A 17,743-nucleotide genomic window follows, 5' to 3' on the forward strand; every position below is an offset into this window, starting at 1 on the left:
CGTGATCCAAGCTCCCAAACTGCGGGGGTTATATGAGCAATCTTTACTGGCTGAACGAAGATCAAATGGCACGGCTTCGGCCCTGTTTTCCGAAGAGCCACGGTGTGCCACGCGTCGATGATAGGCGGGTATTGAGTGGTATTATCTTTATTAATCGCAACGGCTTACGTTGGTTCGACGCACCAAAGGAGTATGGTCCACCTAAGACGCTTTATAATCGTTGGAAGCGGTGGAGCGATATGGGTGTGTTTGCCCGAATTATGGAGGGCCTTGCCGCTGAAGCCCCTGACCATAAAACGATTTCAATCGATGCGACTTGCCTCAAGGCCCACCGGACAGCTTCCAGCTTGTCGGTCAAAAAGGGGGGCGCGGACGCCTGATCGGGCGTACCAAAGGCGGCATGAACACAAAGTTGCATGCAGTGGCTGACACGGTTGGGCGGCCCATTCGGTTCTTCATGACCGCCGGTCAAGTAAGCGACTACACTGGGGCGAGAGCTCTTGTCAGTAGCCTGCCAGCAGCCGACTGGCTGCTTGGGGATCGTGGCTATGATGCGGATTGGTTCCGTGAAGCCCTTGTAGATATGGGAATAACGCCTTGCATCCCCGGGCGAAAGTCACGCGGCAAGGCCGTCAAATATGACAAACGCCGATACAAACGCCGCAATCGTATCGAGATCATGTTTGGCCGCTTGAAAGATTGGAGGCGCGTGGCAACCCGCCATGACAGATGCCCCAAGGTGTTCCTTTCGGCCATCGCTCTCGCCGCAACCGTAATTTTCTGGTTATGAGTCCTGAGCCTAAGAAGACACGCAACTATCCGGCCTTTTTTTACCACTGAGGCGAAATTTGCTTAAAACGGCAGTTTCTGAAACAATAGTGGGATAGCCAAAATTTGAGGAGGGACTGTCGGTGTTCCAATGTGGTCCCAAAATGCTCGCTGTTTTGTGCCTTGCTCTTACCGGTGCCGCAAACGCTCAGCTTTACGGCCACGAATTCGAAGGCACTCAGTCACCGATCCGTGAGGGGGAACAACCAGTTATTCCCTTGGACACCGAGGATCCAACTTTCAATGCGTGGCGAACACCCTTGCCAAGTTTTGAAGGTTTGCGCGAAGGAAGAGAGCCGGGAATTGTTGACCCTCAGCGCTTCTATGGTCAAGGCTACATGCAGCTTCCAACGTTTTTACACCAACCTTTGGCTTTCACGCCCGGCGATCTCGCTGCTGCTGAAGTGGATGTCGCTATTTTGGGCGCATTTACGGATATGGGCGGTGGCGCACGCGGTGCCTCACGCGGGCCGAACGCTGTGCGCAACTCATCAATTTATCTCGGCTATGGGGCGCGGCAACCTCATATGCATGTAATGGTGGACCCGCTGCAGGACATGACCGTTGTCGACTACGGAAATGCCCCGAACGATATGATGAGCACAGAGCGCACAATTCATGCAGTTCGATCTTTTGTTGGTGAGGCAGCGGCAGTGCAACACGCAGATGGCAGACATGTGATACCCTTTATAGTGGGTGGCGATCATTCACTGATGTACCCAAATGTTGCCGCGATGACGGACGTTTACGGAAAGGGTAACGTGGGCGTTGTTCACTTCGACGCCCATTATGATGCAGGAAAATATGGCCTTGGGCACCTAATCAACCATGGCATGCCAGTTTTCCGGTTGATCGAAGAAGACATGGTTGAAGGTAAAAACTTCATTCAAGTGGCGTTGCGCGGATACTACCCAGACGAAAAAGCATTTGAATGGATGCGTAGGAACGGGTTCCGCTATCACACCATGGCTGAGATCGAACACCGCGGCTGGGATGCGGTTATGGAAGACGTCATTGCCGAGGCTAATGATGGGCCGGAGTATATTTACATCTCTTTTGACATCGACACGTTCGACCCAGCTTTCGTACCTGGAACTGGGACGCCCGAGCCAGGCGGATTAACACCTCGTGAGATTTTTCCGATAATTCGTCGTCTCTGTGCTGAGTCAAATGTGATTGGGTTCGAAATTGTTGAACTTGCTCCCTTAATGGACCCAACCTACGTTTCAGCTTTGAATGCCAACCGAACAATCAGGGAATGCCTGACGGGCATTGCGATGCGAAAACTGGGACTGACCGAACCGGATTACAAAAGCCCACTTACTGTTTCTCACGGTCAGAATGACAATTAGACTGCTGGTCTGTCCGGTCTTTTTGGTTTTTCTAACCGGTTTGGAGGCTGTCTCTGAACCACGGGAGATTTCGTGGTCTGATCTTCGAGAAGGTCGCCTTGCAGAGTGCTCTGAATTCTTGGAAGGCTATCTGCCAAATCCAAATTGTTTGCCGAGAGACTTGAGTGATCGCATGCTATCGATGCAGATTGCCGAGTGTGTGCCCGGTAACTCTGAATTGGAAGGCAATCAAGTTCTCATTGCAGGTTATGCTCATCCCGTTGAGTTCGAATTCAAAGATGTGAAAAGCTTTTTGTTGATTCCCCAGCTGTCTCAGAAGTGCCGTCATCCGACTGCACCTCTTCCCGATCAAGTTATTTCTGTTGAGTATCCAGCGGGCTTCGACATAACGACGGACCCTGTTTGGGTTACAGGCCAAATTTTCATTCGCCAAAGTCAGAGCGCACTCGCGCCTTCAATTTATAGGATTAAAGCTGCGGAAATAGTTACAGCAACCATTCCTGACGTCTCAGCCGCCGAGTAAGGCCTTTCGCCGGGGATAAGTTACCGCTTTGGGCTCACAGCGGTCATTCGACGAGTTCAGATGAACGACCGCTATGCGGACGAAGCGGACATCGGAGACATGCCCTAAGAGCGCGGACTAGACGAAGCTTCAACAACCCTGCCTCAGGTTTGTATGGTCTGCGGTAAGCCTGGTGCTTCTTCTATTTTCTTCCTTGATTACATGCTTGCGTGTGGGCAGCATAAACGGAGTAGAGTTCAGTAGGGTGAATTCCAGATCGAAGAACTTACTTTGCGCTTGTTTCGCCTGTGTTGGGAGTGTCATTTGTGGTCAAGCTTCTCCTGAGATACTTGCTGTTACAGAACGCTGGTTTGAGGCGATCAGAACCCTTAATACGCACGTTTTGAAGGGTGCTGTTAGACAAATTCGAACAAGTCTCAGCTAGGCCAAAATAGCTGCCATTTATGCCGCGCCAAGTTCGCGCCACTCGGCGAGTGCGGCGGTTCGGTTAAATTTAAAATTGTGTCGTGAGTAAAGATGGCGTTCCTAATTGAAGTGTTTTTGCACTGAAGAATGGACAGCGGCGAACTTTTACAAACTTCGCATCTGTCAGAAACGCAGCATCGCGCGTTGCCAATAACTTTCATAGCGGCACCATAGGACCGAAGTTTGTCCGTCACAATCACTTCCGGCCGGCCATACCTCCTCATTGATTTCCTTAAGAGTTTCGACGCTGCATTACGATCCCGGCGCTTAGTGACATAGCTTTCAATCACTTCACCTTCGTGATCAACGGCCCGCCAAAAGTAGTGTGGTTCGCCATTGTCTTCACGAAAACCTCGTCCAGATGCCACTGCCAGTTTGAGTATGCGCGCATTCGACTAGCGCGTTTTTATCGAATCTCGGGTGCAAACGTAGGTCCAAATCTGCTCCACCAAAATCGAACCGTCTCGTGGCGCACGTCGATGCCGCGCTCATGCAGAAAATCTTCCACGTTCCGCAGCGACAGCGGGAACCGGACATACATCATAACCGCTAGGCGAATGATCTCTGGGCTGGTTTTGAAGTAGCGAAATGGATTGGGTTTTGTCATCCCACGAAGCTACGGAACCACCCTACCCGCCTCAAGCCGGTTTCCTCCGACAATGCCATGGGCGTCCCCTGCCAATCAAACAAGTCATAAATTATCGAACTGTCAGAGAACAGGTGAACATCAGAGCACAGGAGATTTAGTGCGGTCAAACGAGTAACCAGAGGCGTTTTTCGATTTTTTGGTTGCCGAAACCGGTTTCGGAGCGAACAAATAATGGGATGATAACGAATCCCCGTCTACCGAAGCGCCAATATTCGCTCCGCCGCGATCCCTCATCCCGAAGGGTGAAGCTGGACGAGTTGGCTGATCACCTCGGTCTTTCAAAGAGCACCGTGTCGCGTGCTTTGAACGGGTATTCCGACATCTCGGAGACCACCAGAAAACGGGTCGAATCTACTGCAAGAAAGATGGGCTATCGCCCGCTCAGCCACGCGCAAGCGATCCGCACAGGGAAAGTACGTGCAATTGCGATGGTCATTAACAGCGGGGAACCGGACCGGCACAATCCGTTTCTGCAGGACTTTCTGGCAGGCGCTTGCGAAGGTGCCAGCGCATTCGATTGGACTATGACTATCTCAACGGCCAAGTCCGAAAAGGATATGCTCAACGTTCTGGGGCGCCTTGTGGAAGAGCGCAAAGCCGATGGGTTTATTCTGCCCAGAACGGAAGTCGACGACGCTCGTATCAAGTATCTAAGCGCATTGAATGTTCCATTCATACTCTACGGTCGAACGGGATACGGGCAAGCGGACCCTTACGACGATACATCTTGGTTTGATATCTCGGGTGAAACGGCAATTCGTAGCGCGGTCAGTCGTTTGAGTGGTTTTGGCCATCGTCGCATCGGCTTCGTCGGCAGCGATCCGAAATTCAACTACAGCCACCTTCGACGCGATGGCTATCTCCAAGGTCTGAGCGCTGCTGGCTTACCCATCGACCTTGAACTGATACGCGAGGACGCGCGCACCCGTGATGAAGGGGCAGTCCAAGCCCGAGCTTTGCTGGAACTGGAGAATCCACCGACCGGGATCGTCTTTGCGACTGATCTGGCCGCATTAGGGTCATACACTGTTTGTGCCGAGTTTGGCCTGCAAATCGGTAAGGATGTCTCGATCCTTGGGTATGACGGCATACCCGAAAGCCAGTACGTCAGCCCGAGTCTTACGACATTCAGCGTCGATTCACAGCGGGCTGGCGAACGCCTTGCTGAAATGCTCATACGGCAAACCCGTGGAGAAGCACCGGAAAGCCTGCGTGAGCTCGGCGAAGCCGTTCTTTTGGAACGGAATTCTGATGGACCACCGCGCCTGACACCTAAAGAGTTGGCGCGAAAAATTACACATTTCAAAAATGGAAATCTGGGAGGAGACCGATCATGAAACCTACACCAAAGGCATCTCGACTGATGCTTGGCACATCGCTGGCGCTGGCGCTGGCAGCCGTATCAGCACAGGCAGATACAATTCGTTTCTGGACAACTGAGGAGCAACCAGAACGGCTCGCAAAGCAGCAGGAAATGGCGGACCAGTTTAAAGCGGAAACTGGCACCACAGTTGAGGTGATCCCGGTCACCGAAACCGATCTGGGCACACGAGCTACCGCAGCCTTCGCTGCAGGCGACCTGCCAGATGTGGTCTATCATCCGTTGCAATACGCGCTGCCTTGGGCCGAAGCAGGTATCCTTGACACCGAAGCTGCGACAGAAGTGATCGAAGAGCTGGGCGCCGACACATTTGCACCCGGCGCATTGGGTATGGCGGCCTTTAATGACGAAACAGCCTCGGTACCTGTCGATGGTTGGACGCAAATGGTTGTCTACCGCAAAGACCTATTTGACGAAGCCGGCCTGGATGCGCCCAACTCATTTGACAGCGTATTGGCTGCGCTTGAAAAACTGCACAACCCGCCGGAAATGTACGGCTTTGTCGCCGCGACCAAAGTTGATGAGAACTTCATGAGTCAGGTGCTGGAACATGTGTTTCTCGCCAATGGCGTCTCGCCAGTTGGCGCTGATGGTTTCCAGCCACTGGATGAGGCCAAGACAACCGAGGTTCTGGACTTCTACAAAGCAATCTCAAAAGCGTCGCCTCCGGGTGAGCTGTACTGGAAGCAATCGCGAGAGCTGTATTTCGACGGCAAGGCCGCGATGATCATTTGGTCGCCCTTCATTCTGGATGAACTGGCCGGCTTGCGGGACAGCGCTCCGCCAACAATTAGCGACGATCCAACCTCAAGCGAATTGGCGAGTAAGACTGGAATCGTGACCAACTTCTCTGGCCCGTCCAACCCGGATGGCGCAGCATGGGGCGATGTGCGGTATTTCGGCATTACCAACGATGCAGATACGGACGCCGCGATGGAATTCGTGAAATTCGCGATGGATGACGGGTACACCCAAACTCTGGCAATTGCGCCTGAGGGCAAATTCCCTGTTCGTCGCGGCAACGCCGACAATCCGACAGCCTTTTCTGAAGCATGGGCCGAGCTGCCTGTAGGCGTTGACCGCAAGGCCCCCTTGGGTGAGCTTTATGACCAAGCCATGATCGACGAAATCGTGGGCGGTCTGGACGTTGCACAGCGCTGGGGCGTGGCTGAAGGTCAATTGGCGCTGGCGTCGAAGATGATCAACTCTCAGGCCATCAACCGCGTGGTCCGGCAGTATATCGACGATGAGATTGACGCGGCTGCCGCAGTTGCAGCCATGAACGAAGAGCTGGCCAAAGTTCAGTAATCAACCAGCACCTGCAGCGGCGTTCGCGCCGCTGCTCGCAACCCTTCGAGGTATTCCATGTCTTCGGCCACCCCACCGACCGGAACCGGGGCTCTTGCCAAACGCGAGGCGCGTCTGGCTTGGGCGCTGCTGGCTCCGACCGTGATCAGCGTGTCGCTTGTGGTGATCCTGCCCTTGCTAGCGATCATCTGGATCAGCTTCAAACCGTTTACCCTTTCCGACCTGCGCCCGCCTGCTCCGGTTGTCCGTGAAAGCCTGCGCGGGTCTGGTGACGATCTGCGGATCGAATACCGCCTGCGCAACTCCAGCCAGGAAATCGCCGTTGAAGGCGTGACCCTGAGTGATGTGCTGCCAGATGGCGTCGCCGTCGGAGAAATCGTCGAGCCCTGCGTCCTTGAGGGGCGGGATTTGTTTTGTGATTTTGGCACCTTGGATGGTGGTCAGCGTGAGCGTATCCGCATCCCGGTCACGGTCGACGGAGATCTCCTAGCATTCGAGGATTTAGTCGAAGAATCCGAGCCTCGCCTCACAGGAAGCGGGCCAAATGTTCTGACCAACCTTGAGTTCAGCCTGGAAAACTTTGCCCGCGTCTTTGATGGCTCTGAATTCTGGGGCGTTCTCTGGGTCACGCTGTTCTACACAGTCTTCGGCACGATTGGCGCTTTGGTCATGGGCTTGTTCGCCGCTTTATTGCTGAACAAAAGCTTTAGGGGACAAGGCTTCATCCGTGGCCTCTACCTGTTCCCCTATGTCGCCCCCGTCATCGCCGTCGCATTCACTTGGGTGACGCTGTTTGACCCTTTCTCAGGTTCCGCTAACGCTTTGCTAGTGCAGATGGGGCTGAGCAGCGAGCCAATCAATTTCTTCGGTGAACGCCCATTGGCGCTGATCATGGTCACCGTGTTCGAAATCTGGCGCTACTTCCCGCTGTCGTTCCTGTTCATCCTGGCCCGGATGCAGTCCATCGACTCCAGCATGTATGAGGCGGCGGATATGGACGGAGCTTCGCCATTTCAGAAGTTCTGGCTGCTGAGCATCCCGCAACTGTTGGGCATTCTATCAGTGCTGTTCCTGCTGCGCTTTATTTGGACGTTCAACAAGTTCGACGACATCTTTCTGCTGACCGGCGGCAATGCGGGCACCCGCACGCTTACCGTGAATGTCTATGAGCAGGCCTTTGCGATCTCGAACATCGGGGCCGGTGCGGCGGTGGCCGTTGTGATCCTGGTGTGCCTAATCGCCTTCAGCTTTGTCTTCTTCCGCTTCATCAGCCGTGAGGAGGGTCTGTGATGCGCAAAGGGTATCTTACTGCCCCGGTACTGGGCGCAATCTGGCTAGTCGTGATCGCAACCACGGTGGCAATTACCATGTCGTTTTCAACCGGGGCCGCTTTTCGCCCACAAGTTCTGCTCTGCCTGATCTGGGGTGCAGTCGCCGGTTTGGTCTATGTCCGCTTTCCTGCGCAGCATGCTCCGGCCCGCCTCGGCATATCGGCGTTTCTGGGCCTGTCCGGGCTGACCGGGTTTGGTCCGGTTCTGATCGGCTCGGACACATCCCTGCAGGCTGTTGTGGTCACAGTTGTCGCCATGGCCGTCGTCATGCACCTTTCCCTGGCGGCGATCCTTAAAGAAACGCCATTCGGAGAGCTCACGCGCCATGAATACGAAGAGGCGGTGATCCGCTTCTTCACAGGGTTCGGGTACATATTCTTCACGGCAATCGTCGTGATCCCGTTCTACGTGATGGTCATGACCAGCCTGAAGTCTCAGCAGGCATTGTTACAGAACCCGTTGGACTTCTCGGTCGACTTGTCCCAGGGCACCGATCTGTTCCGCAGCTACACCGAGCTGTTTCGTGACTTCAATTTCGGTACATACCTATGGACCTCGCTTTACGTCTCGGTCCTGACCGTATTCATCACGCTACTGTTCAGCGTGCCCGGAGCTTACGCGGTGGCGCGGTTCCGGTTTCAGGGTCAAAAGGCGTTCTCGCGTTCGATCCTGTTGATCTACATGGTGCCGATGATCGTTCTGGCACTACCGATCTATATCGCCTTCTCGCTGACAGGGCTGCGCAACTCGATCCTTGGGATCGTCATGATCTACCCGGTCACCACAATCCCCGTCGCACTGTACATGCTGCAAGGATATTTCCGGGGTTTGCCGACCGAGGTGGAGGAGGCCGGATTGATGGACGGGTTGTCGCGTCTGGCGGTGATCTGGAAAATCACCCTGCCCCTCAGCCTGCCGGCGCTGGCGTCGGTCTCACTCTATGTCTTCATGATCGCCTGGAACGAATTCCTGCTGGCCTTCATGCTGCTGGACGATCCGTCGAAATTCACTCTGACCCGAGGGGTCACGATGCTGAACTCCTCAGAAATTCCCCGTCAACACCTGATGGCCGGTGCGGTGATCGCCACCGTTCCGATCATGGCGCTGTTCCTGGGGCTTGAACGTTTCATGACCAAGGGCCTCACAGCGGGGTCTGTCAAAGGATGACACAGATGAACCAACATACGAACCCCGACCGCGAAGCGCGCAATATCCTGATTGCCAACGATCGCGGCGGCTACACCATTCCTACCGAGGGGCTGTACCCATACCAGTGGAACTGGGACAGCGCGATTGCCGCGCTTGGCTTTGCCCAATTCGACCTCGATCGCGCCTGGACTGAGATCGAGACGCTGTTCACCGGGCAATGGGAAGACGGCATGGTTCCGCATATCCTGTTCCACCAGCAGGATGAAGGGTATTTCCCCGGTCCCGATGTTTGGGGATGCAATGGCCCGATCCCGTCTTCGGGCATCATCCAACCCCCCATTGCCGCGACCATGGCACGTAAAATCTGGGAACAGGATACCGCGTTTGGGGATGCTCGCATGAAGGAGCTGTTCCCTAAATTGTTGGCGTGGCATCGTTGGATTATGAAATGGCGCCTTGATGAATTCGGTGCCGTTTGCACGACCCATCCGTGGGAGGCAGGTCGCGACAACGCACCTGATTGGGACAACTCCATGGCGCGCATGGATGCATCGGATGTTGGAGAATACCAGCGCCGCGACACCAGCCACGTGAACAGCGACGACCGACCCACAAAGTTCGACTACGACCGATACATCAAGCTGGTTCAGATCGGCAGAGATGCGGGATGGGACCAGCAAGCCCTGTTGTCCCTGAACCCGTTCCGCGTCGCCGATCCCACTATGACGTTCACCACTCTTCGTGCTGCACGGGACGTGCTGATGATCAGCGAGAAGCTCGAACTGGAGGCCGAGGGCCTGAGTGAAGACATTGAAAAGCTGGGATCCGGCGCGCGTTCGCTTTGGAACGAGGACCTAGGGAGCTTCGACTCCCGTGACGCGCATACCGGGGAGATGGCCGAGAGTATTTCCAACGCGTCATACTTGTGTTGGTACGCTGGCATGGAGTCTGATCAGATGCTTAAAGGTTTGAAATCAGTGCTGGAAACTGTGCCTTACCCCGTTCCAAGCTATGATCCGGACATGCCGAAATTCGACGCACGTCGGTACTGGCGAGGTCCGACCTGGGCTTTCATGAACATGATGATCGGGTTTGGCCTGGCGGATATGGGGCATGCACAACAGGCAGAACAGCTGCGCCAGAAAACTGCAGAACTGATATCGGGCTATGGGTTCGCAGAGTACTTCGACCCAAAAACCGGCAGCCCTGCGGGTGGCCAGGCATTCACCTGGACAGCCGCCGTCTGGCTTCACTGGGCAGGGAGGGCCTGATGGGTAGCATCGAACTAAAGTCAGTCGAAAAATGGTTCGGCTCGGCGCAGGTTATCAAGGGCGTAGATCTCAAGATCAAGGAAGGTGAGTTCATTGTCTTCGTCGGCCCGTCCGGCTGCGGAAAGTCCACCCTGCTGCGCATGATTGGTGGGCTCGAGGACATCTCGCGCGGATCTCTGTTGATCAGTGACAGCGACGTCACAGATCATCCGCCCTCAAAACGCGGGCTGACGATGGTGTTCCAATCCTATGCGCTATACCCGCACCTGACGGTAGCTGAAAACATGGGGTTCTCTCTGAAAGTTGCAGGGGTACCTAAGGTCGAGATAGCCGAACAGGTCAACCTGGCCGCCGAGGTTCTCAAGTTGGGACCATTCCTTGAGCGCAGGCCAAAGGACCTGTCTGGCGGTCAGCGGCAGCGGGTGGCGATCGGAAGATCTATCGTACGCGATCCGACGGCGTTCCTGTTCGATGAGCCGCTTTCAAACCTAGATGCAGCGCTTCGTGTTGAGATGCGGTATGAGATCGCCAAACTTCACCAAAGCCTCAAGCGCACGATGATCTACGTCACGCATGATCAGGTTGAGGCAATGACTCTCGCCGACCGGATTGTGGTGCTGGAATACGGGAAGATCGCACAGGTCGGTACTCCGCGAGAGCTTTACGAGCGCCCTGCCAATCTGTTCGTGGCCCAATTCATCGGCAGTCCAAAGATGAATATCCTGCCCTGCACGACTGAAGGCGGCACTTACAAGCTGGAGCACGGTCGTAGTGGTGAGTTTGATCTATCCGGAAACGCAACCAAACTCGGCGTGCGGCCTGAGCATATTGAGGTGGTCGCAGCTGGTGATGGTCAAAGCGATGGTATCGTCGAGGTGATCGAATACCTAGGTGCAGACACTTTCCTGATTGTTGATTGCGGCGTGGAAGAAAAGGTAACCGTCCGACTTAACGGTGATACGGACCTTGAGCCAGGGGCGAAGATCGGTCTGCACTTCCCGACCGACAAACTGCACTTTTTTGATGAAAACGGGCATGCTCTGGGGCATGGATAGCAAACCCACCGATCAGACTTTTCGATGCTGTCAGACCAATTCGAACTAGTCTGAGCTAGGCCAGTATAGCTGCTCTTTACGCCGCGCCAAGTTCGCGCCACTCGGCGAAGGCGGCGGTGCGTGTCAGCTTGAGTGCATCTCTGCTGGCAAGCGATCTTTCCTGATCGAAGTTGTTGTAGACGGAGGAATGGACGGAAGCGAATTCCTGTATTGGCTACAAAACCTGAACCGAGGCATATCCTACCAGCTCAGTTTTAGTCTTAGGCTAAAACTAACGCGCGACCTAACTCTCAATGGCACCCACAACCCATGGTGCTGACCGATCTTTTCTTTCGCCCTGCTGTAGTGCCCTATGATTTGTAAAGACCAGGCACCAATCCTTCTGATAGCTCTTTCAGAAGGTCCGGCGCAGTTCCCGCAGGCTGTATTGGGCCGTAATACACATTATAGGTTCCACCCAGTTTGGCAATCAGCTCTGACACGTACCTTAAGGATGCCACCCTGCGTCCGAACTCGTCGTTTCCCCCACCGAGTAGCGCAGCCAATCGTCGAGTTCGGTAGTAGTGCCGCGAATTACGCATGTTCGCCGAGGCCGGAACAATCGGCGCTCCGCTTTCTGCGGAAACACGAGTAACCCCGGTTCGCCATTGCGGCTCGATCAGAAGTCCGTCTTTCAATGTTGGTACGCGGCCCGAGCCAAAAACCAGCAACGCACCCTCCTGTTCCAAATGTGCCAACATGCCGGCCCGAGTTTGGCGCGCCGTCAGCACCTTGTCCTGTCGGTCCAAGTCCACCGGGACGATCAAATCGCGCCCAAGAAACCGCTCGGCCTCGCGACCGGCGACGACTTTCAAGTCTGAACGGTGGTCAAGCAGAGCTCCTGCATGGGCCAAAAAATCGAAAGTGCCGATAGGATGTGTCGATCCAATGATGACGGGGCCGCTGGCTGGAATGTTTTCAAGCCCATGGGCTTTGACAACAGTTCCCCCATTCATCGCGAGCACCGCTCGTACCAAGTCGTGCCCAGTACGTTCATCCAGTTCCAACAGAATTCGTTCTGTTTCGTTCAAGGCAAAAAACGCTTGGCCGGTCGCGGTGCGACTGATCCAGTCAACGCCCTTCATTAACTGACATAGCGCCTTTAGCTTAAAGTCAGCGCCAACCGGGATGCGCAACCGAGCGCGTAGTAATTCATCCAGCGGATCGTGTTTCTTGTCGTTGGTCAATACCGTTGCCCCATCGTTACCGCAAAGCTAGCACGCATTACCAACAACGGCACACGGCCAAGCGAACACTTTTGAATCTTTCTGTGGTAAAGACTGTGGGTTGGCTAGATTGACTACCCAGGGAGGCAACCTGCCATCCATTTGGTATCGTAAGTGCGTATGCGCATTGACTTTCGAGCTGTGCGCCAAGTTCTTGCCGGACAACGGAGGAGAGACCGAGCGCAGGCTGAAGGTTTTATCAAAGGTCGACCGGTGAGCCTTGCCGTGTTGGACTACGGTTTGTTCAAGGTTCACTCCAACGGTCGCATAATCGGCATATCGGGCTTTGCTATCCAAACGGATGAAAATGAAACGATCCTTGTGGACACTGGCCTCCCGGAAAAATATGCTACGAACGCCCAATCTGCCTCTGAAGAAGACCGATTGGATGAGTTTGGAGAGGTGCTTGAGTGCAAACCAGACAACCTACCTGCAGCACAGTTGGCAAAGCTTGGGTTAACCTCTGAAGATGTCACACTTCATGTTTGCACGCATACCCACATCGACCACGTGGGCGGGTTGCATGCATTTCCAGAGGCGCCGATCCTGATCTCTGCCAATGAACGCAAACTCGCCAAGCCGTTGTACTGGGGCAACGCGCGCCCAATAGACTGGCCCGAGTGTGACTATCTTCAGGTTGAGGGTGATGTGCGTGTCATGACGCAAAGGTCAAGCATTTCCAACCCAAAACTAGGAGCTAAGTGTCATCGAAGGTGCAGGAATACTCCTAAAGACGCTTTATGACACGTTCGAACCAGTCTCAGTTATCAGCCTCAAGCAATGCTCCCGTTGCAAGGCCGACAAAGACTCTAGTAAAGATCTGCGACCTTTGCCCTCAGTTTGATCAGTGATGCGACTGTATCGATTGTCGGCGTTGAGATACCCGTAAGTTGCCCCAGTTCTTGCACCGAAGTTACCAAGGCATCAATTTCCATCGGTCGGTGCAACTCCAAATCCTGCCACATAGAGGTTTTGTGCGCACCGACAGCCGCTCCGCCGTCGAGGCGTTTTTCAACGTCTATCGGGAACTTTACACCAAGTTTTTCACCGACTTCCTGAGCCTCGAGCATCATTCCGCGTGCCACGGAGCGTGTGCCTTCGTCGGCACACAGGACATCAAGTGTTGAGTGGGTAAGAGCGGAAATCGGGTTGAACGACAAGTTACCCCACAGTTTCAACCAAATTTCATCCCGGATTCTTGGTCTGACGGGCGTACGCAGTCCGGCGGCGGATAGAGCAGCCGAAAGCTTGGCAGCACGGTCTGATTTAGTACCATCGGGCTCGCCCAACGAAAAACGATTGCCTTCGATATGCTTGATTGATCCTGGAGCTATGACCTCGGCGGCAGGATAAACAACACATCCGAGGACGCGATCTGGTCCAAAACCGTCCCACTGCACATTTCCCGGATCGACTGAAGCCAACCTCGTTCCCTCGTAAGGACCGCCTAGTTTGTGGAAGTACCACCAGGGCACCCCGTTCACTCCACTAACTACGGTTGTCTCGTCTGCAATCAACGGCTGCATTGAGTCTACGACTGCTGGGACGGAATGCGCTTTCAGTGTGATGAAGACATAATCTTGTGGGCTAAGATCGGCAGCATTGTCTGAAGCGCGTATTGGAACGCTGACCGGATCCTGCCCTTCCTCAAGAAGGGTCAGTCCTTTTTCCTGCATTGCCGCCAAGTGGGGCCCACGCGCGACGACACTGACTTCCGTATCGGTTTGTGCAAGTTTCGCGGCAACGTAACCTCCGATAGCTCCGGCACCAAAGATACAAACTTTCATATGTCTAAGCCTTTGCCAGTCCCAATTTAGCAGCTAGTCCGATCCTTTGTATCTTGCCAGTCGCGCCTTTTGGAATTTCTTCAAGAATAACCACTGAATTCGGCACCTTGAATTTTGCGAGCCGCGCGCCAACAAAAGCCCTGACCTCCTGACCTTGGATCGTCGCGCCTTCTGAAAGCACCACAGCGGCCGCTATGTCTTCGCCCAGTTTTTCGTGGGGAACGGCAAAACAAACTGCCTGAGCAACGTCTGGGTGGCTCAAGAGTACAGAGTCAACCTCAAGTGGGCTGATTTTCTCTCCACCGCGATTGATAAGCTCTTTAAGTCGACCGGTCAGTCGCAGATAATTCTCTTCGTCGAATGAACCCTGGTCACCAGTGCGAAACCAAGTTTTTCCGTCCACCTCAAAGAAATTGGCGGCATTTGCCTGCGGGTTGCTTTCGTATCCCGGCGTCACGTTCGGACCGCTGATAACGATTTCTCCGACGTCCCGCGAAGAAATCAGAACATTTTCGTTCTCGTCTGCAATTCTGACTTCGGGGCCTGCCGCTATTCCAACAGATCCGGATTTTTGCATTTGGGGAGTAAGCGGGTTGCAACACATTTGATGTGTCGCCTCAGTCATACCGTAGGCTTCGATGACGGGCGCATCAAAAGTTGCCACCAACTCTTCCATTACCGGTCCCGGCAACGAAGCAGAAGAAGACCGAAGAAAGCGCAGCCGCGACTGCTCTATGATAGTTTGGTTTCGTTCAGCTCGGGCAAGAATAGCTTGATGCATTGTCGGAACTGCGGTGTACCAGGTCGGGTCGACTTCAGCGACCTGCGAGAAAAAACTAAGAGCGTTGAATCCGGGGGCGCAGCTAATTTGAGATCCAGCACCTAAAGACGCGGCAACAGCCGCAATCAACCCGTGGATATGAAACAGCGGCATAATACTCAGACAGCGATCGTCGATTGTCAGTTTCAAAGATGAAGCCACATTTCGCGCGGATGCGTAGATATTAGCCTGCGTCAGAGGGACGATTTTGGGACGCGACGTAGTTCCTGACGTGTGCAGTATCAGGGCGACATCGTCTTTACCCGGTGCGGATGTGTCAGCCGGGCCAATTGAGTCACAGGGCAAAATAGAAAACTGACCGGCCGAAAGTAAGCGATCGTGAGAGGCCCTCAAGATAGCAATGCCAAGGTCCCTAGCAGCTTTTACGGCAGGTCCATCTTCGTCTTCGTTTACGAGAAGGGCCTTGGCCTTCAGATCCTTGAGGTAGAAAACGTATTCTTCGTAAGTGTACGCCGGGTTCAAAGGTGCCGTCGTCGCCACTTGGGCGACGGATATGAAGGCCGTCGCCATTTCGGGGCCATTGGGCAACACAATTGCCACTCGGTCGCCGCGACCTACTCCGATCTGATGAAGATCTTTTTTGACCTTTGCGCAAAGCTCTCGCAGCCCGAGGTAGTTCAACCAAGATCGACCTGGGGCACCGATAGCATTTGCGGTACCAGAATAGGGTGCGATCAATTCGGCGACTAAGTGGGGCATCTGGGATCCGTTTACAAAAGCATTGGCCGATTTCGCGGAGAGGGTTCGGTCTGGGTGCTAAGTTACCTTGACAGTTAGGCTACCCAATTTGTCGACCGACAGCACCAATACATCGCCGCGGTTTACTGGACCAACTCCAGAGGGCGTGCCAGACAGGATAACATCGCCGGCAGCAAGTTCGAAGTAATCGCTTAAGTAAGAGATCATTTCAGGGACTTTCCAGATCATCTGGTTCAAATCACCTTCCTGCCGAATTTCTCCGTTCACCGATAGGCGAATTGCGCCTTCGTCGAGCGGTCCAACATCTTCTGCTTTGTGCACCGGTCCACATGGAGCTGAGCGCTCAAATGCCTTCCCGATTTCCCAAGGACGACCCATTTTCTTCATTTCGCCCTGTAGATCTCGTCGGGTCATATCCAGTGAAAGCCCGTAGCCGTAGACGTGATCCAGAGCATCTTCGACAGAAATTTTCGTGCCGCCGGATTTAAGCGCCACATACATTTCGGCTTCATGATGTACGTCCGAGCTGTGAGCCGGATATGGAAATTCTCCGGATGGATCGAGGTTGTCAGGGTTCTTTTGGAAAAAAAATGGCGGTTCACGATTTGGATCGTGGCCCATTTCTATGGCGTGCGCCGCGTAGTTTCGACCAATGCAATAAACCCGACGTACCGGGAATATGCCACCGCCTTCTACCGGTATTTCGTGAACCTTCACCGCGGGAATTACAAGATCGTGCATCGCTATCCTCCTGAACACATCGTTGCCAAAGATCGGTTTGCCAATCTGTGGCCTTGTTCCGATCGATGCTGTGCCACACCCGAAAAGACGTAGCTCTTGTCTCAGTCATCGCCAATGTGACCGTCGATTTGAGCAGCCCTATCTGACGGGTCCAACGTGATTGTTAGTGCATGATCGGCCTGTGTTCCATCGGGATGATGGTTTCTGGTGCCGGAGGGCGATAACCCAGTGCACTGTGTGGTCGTTTGGTGTTGTAGTGCTTCCTCCATTCTTCGATGATGATCTGCGCTTCTCTGAGCGAGTAGAAGATTTCCCCGTTCAACAGCTCGTCCCTCATGCGACCGTTGAAGCTTTCACAAAATCCGTTCTCCCAAGGCGAGCCTGGTTCGATGTATGCCGTTTTGGCTCCGACAGCTGCAATCCAGTCGCGAACCGCCAGAGCAACGAACTCAGGACCGTTATCTGAACGGATGTAGGACGGTGTGCCGCGCAGAATGAACAAATCCGTCAGAGCATCGATCACATCCGCCGAGTTTAGTTTTCGCTTTACCCTGATTGCCAAGCACTCCCGGCTGAACTCGTCGATGATGTTCAACGTCCGGAAAGGTTTCCCATCATCGGTGCGACAATGCACGAAGTCATAGCTCCAGACATGATTGCTATGTTCCGGCCTGAGTCGAACACATGAACCATCGTTTAGCCAAAGCCGTCCCTTCTTGGGCTGTTTTGCAGGCACCTTCAGCCCCTCTCGTCGCCAAAGCCGTTCAATGCGCCCATCACTGACAGACCATCCAGCCTCTCTCAGCAACACCGCAACCCGGCGATACCCATACCGACCATACTGCCTGGCAAGCTCGATCATGTCGGCCACCAGCTGTTCTTCATCGGGTCGGCCCCGTGGAATACGCCTTTGCGTGGATCGGTGCTGTCCCAGTACGCGGCATGCACGGCGCTCGGAAACTTTGAACTGGCTGCGAACATGAGCGACGCAAGCACGGCGACGAGAGGGGCTTAGAAGTTTCCCTTCGATGCTTCCGTCAGGATAAGCTTGTCGAGCGTCAGGTCTGATACCGCACGCCTGAGCCGCTCATTTTCCTT

At 54.2% G+C, this 17,743-nt stretch carries 14 protein-coding genes and 3 pseudogenes; 10 read left to right on the forward strand and 7 right to left on the reverse strand.

What is annotated here, in order from left to right:
• The first annotated feature begins 32 nt into the window (after window positions 1–32).
• From RUA4292_RS24020 to RUA4292_RS09865, 3 genes are all read left to right on the forward strand, one after another.
• A protein-coding gene (locus RUA4292_RS24020; RefSeq protein WP_145974935.1) for an IS5 family transposase occupies window positions 33–790 on the forward strand; the annotation gives its coding sequence in 2 pieces (ribosomal slippage) (window positions 33–351 and window positions 351–790; 759 coding nt in all).
• 142 nt (window positions 791–932) lie between these two features.
• Complete coding sequence (locus RUA4292_RS09860; protein WP_058277446.1) at window positions 933–2,180, forward strand: agmatinase family protein; 1,248 nt, start codon at window positions 933–935, stop codon at window positions 2,178–2,180.
• Complete coding sequence (locus RUA4292_RS09865; protein ID WP_082637069.1) at window positions 2,170–2,703, forward strand: DUF3299 domain-containing protein; 534 nt, start codon at window positions 2,170–2,172, stop codon at window positions 2,701–2,703. The genes RUA4292_RS09860 and RUA4292_RS09865 overlap by 11 nt, the downstream gene beginning before the upstream one ends.
• A gap of 441 nt (window positions 2,704–3,144) precedes the next feature.
• On the opposite strand, the pseudogene RUA4292_RS09870 reads toward RUA4292_RS09865, so the two are convergent.
• Window positions 3,145–3,775, reverse strand: a pseudogene (locus RUA4292_RS09870) (IS6 family transposase).
• Window positions 3,776–3,993: 218 nt separating this feature from the next.
• Here RUA4292_RS09870 and RUA4292_RS09875 point away from each other — a divergent pair.
• From RUA4292_RS09875 to RUA4292_RS09900, 6 genes are read left to right on the forward strand one after another with little or no spacing between them, the layout of a single operon-like run.
• Window positions 3,994–5,154: a LacI family DNA-binding transcriptional regulator gene (locus RUA4292_RS09875; protein ID WP_082637070.1), complete on the forward strand. Its 1,161-nt coding sequence runs from the start codon at window positions 3,994–3,996 to the stop codon at window positions 5,152–5,154.
• A complete protein-coding gene (locus tag RUA4292_RS09880; RefSeq protein ID WP_233493410.1) occupies window positions 5,151–6,506 on the forward strand; it encodes an ABC transporter substrate-binding protein in 1,356 nt (451 codons plus the stop codon). Before RUA4292_RS09875 ends, RUA4292_RS09880 begins: the two co-directional genes overlap by 4 nt.
• 57 nt (window positions 6,507–6,563) lie before the next feature.
• Window positions 6,564–7,796: a carbohydrate ABC transporter permease gene (locus RUA4292_RS09885; RefSeq protein ID WP_058277448.1), complete on the forward strand. Its 1,233-nt coding sequence runs from the start codon at window positions 6,564–6,566 to the stop codon at window positions 7,794–7,796.
• A complete protein-coding gene (locus tag RUA4292_RS09890; RefSeq protein ID WP_058277449.1) occupies window positions 7,796–9,004 on the forward strand; it encodes a carbohydrate ABC transporter permease in 1,209 nt (402 codons plus the stop codon). Before RUA4292_RS09885 ends, RUA4292_RS09890 begins: the two co-directional genes overlap by 1 nt.
• A 5-nt stretch (window positions 9,005–9,009) precedes the next feature.
• Window positions 9,010–10,257, forward strand: a complete 1,248-nt coding sequence (locus RUA4292_RS09895; RefSeq protein WP_306346062.1) for an MGH1-like glycoside hydrolase domain-containing protein — start codon at window positions 9,010–9,012, stop codon at window positions 10,255–10,257.
• Window positions 10,257–11,312: an ABC transporter ATP-binding protein gene (locus RUA4292_RS09900; RefSeq protein WP_058277451.1), complete on the forward strand. Its 1,056-nt coding sequence runs from the start codon at window positions 10,257–10,259 to the stop codon at window positions 11,310–11,312. The genes RUA4292_RS09895 and RUA4292_RS09900 overlap by 1 nt, the downstream gene beginning before the upstream one ends.
• A gap of 76 nt (window positions 11,313–11,388) precedes the next feature.
• On the opposite strand, the pseudogene RUA4292_RS25705 reads toward RUA4292_RS09900, so the two are convergent.
• Window positions 11,389–11,523, reverse strand: a pseudogene (locus tag RUA4292_RS25705) (IS6 family transposase); the annotation flags it as partial.
• Between the two features lie 139 nt (window positions 11,524–11,662).
• Window positions 11,663–12,538: a 1-acyl-sn-glycerol-3-phosphate acyltransferase gene (locus tag RUA4292_RS09905; protein WP_145974936.1), complete on the reverse strand. Its 876-nt coding sequence runs from the start codon at window positions 12,536–12,538 to the stop codon at window positions 11,663–11,665.
• A gap of 252 nt (window positions 12,539–12,790) precedes the next feature.
• Here RUA4292_RS09905 and RUA4292_RS09910 point away from each other — a divergent pair, with 252 nt between their 5' ends.
• Window positions 12,791–13,321 carry an MBL fold metallo-hydrolase gene (locus RUA4292_RS09910; RefSeq protein WP_233493411.1) on the forward strand — a complete coding sequence of 177 codons (531 nt, stop codon included), beginning with the start codon at window positions 12,791–12,793 and terminating at the stop codon, window positions 13,319–13,321.
• Window positions 13,322–13,386: 65 nt separating this feature from the next.
• Here RUA4292_RS09910 and RUA4292_RS09915 read toward each other — a convergent pair whose 3' ends face one another.
• From RUA4292_RS09915 to RUA4292_RS09930, 4 genes and pseudogenes are all read right to left on the reverse strand, one after another.
• On the reverse strand, window positions 13,387–14,364 hold the full coding sequence (locus RUA4292_RS09915) for a 2-dehydropantoate 2-reductase (RefSeq protein WP_058277454.1): 978 nt from the start codon (window positions 14,362–14,364) through the stop codon (window positions 13,387–13,389).
• A gap of 4 nt (window positions 14,365–14,368) precedes the next feature.
• A complete protein-coding gene (locus RUA4292_RS09920; RefSeq protein ID WP_058277455.1) occupies window positions 14,369–15,904 on the reverse strand; it encodes an acyl--CoA ligase in 1,536 nt (511 codons plus the stop codon).
• Window positions 15,905–15,961: 57 nt separating this feature from the next.
• Complete coding sequence (locus tag RUA4292_RS09925; RefSeq protein ID WP_058277456.1) at window positions 15,962–16,645, reverse strand: fumarylacetoacetate hydrolase family protein; 684 nt, start codon at window positions 16,643–16,645, stop codon at window positions 15,962–15,964.
• Window positions 16,646–16,808: 163 nt separating this feature from the next.
• Window positions 16,809–17,743 (reverse strand): annotated as a pseudogene (locus tag RUA4292_RS09930) (IS3 family transposase); the annotation flags it as partial.

It is taken from the genome of Ruegeria atlantica, assembly GCF_001458195.1.
GTDB classification, from domain to species: Bacteria; Pseudomonadota; Alphaproteobacteria; order Rhodobacterales; family Rhodobacteraceae; genus Ruegeria; species Ruegeria atlantica.

Coding starts and splice junctions, on each gene's coding strand:
- RUA4292_RS09865 (WP_082637069.1), top strand. CDS start 2,170: ATGACAATTAGACTGCTGGTCTGTCCGGTCTTTTTGGTTTTTCTAACC.
- RUA4292_RS09860 (WP_058277446.1), top strand. CDS start 933: ATGCTCGCTGTTTTGTGCCTTGCTCTTACCGGTGCCGCAAACGCTCAG.
- RUA4292_RS09895 (WP_306346062.1), top strand. CDS start 9,010: ATGAACCAACATACGAACCCCGACCGCGAAGCGCGCAATATCCTGATT.
- RUA4292_RS09880 (WP_233493410.1), top strand. CDS start 5,151: ATGAAACCTACACCAAAGGCATCTCGACTGATGCTTGGCACATCGCTG.
- RUA4292_RS09915 (WP_058277454.1), bottom strand. CDS start 14,364: ATGAAAGTTTGTATCTTTGGTGCCGGAGCTATCGGAGGTTACGTTGCC.
- RUA4292_RS09885 (WP_058277448.1), top strand. CDS start 6,564: ATGTCTTCGGCCACCCCACCGACCGGAACCGGGGCTCTTGCCAAACGC.
- RUA4292_RS09920 (WP_058277455.1), bottom strand. CDS start 15,904: ATGCCCCACTTAGTCGCCGAATTGATCGCACCCTATTCTGGTACCGCA.
- RUA4292_RS09925 (WP_058277456.1), bottom strand. CDS start 16,645: ATGCACGATCTTGTAATTCCCGCGGTGAAGGTTCACGAAATACCGGTA.
- RUA4292_RS09875 (WP_082637070.1), top strand. CDS start 3,994: ATGATAACGAATCCCCGTCTACCGAAGCGCCAATATTCGCTCCGCCGC.
- RUA4292_RS09890 (WP_058277449.1), top strand. CDS start 7,796: ATGCGCAAAGGGTATCTTACTGCCCCGGTACTGGGCGCAATCTGGCTA.
- RUA4292_RS09900 (WP_058277451.1), top strand. CDS start 10,257: ATGGGTAGCATCGAACTAAAGTCAGTCGAAAAATGGTTCGGCTCGGCG.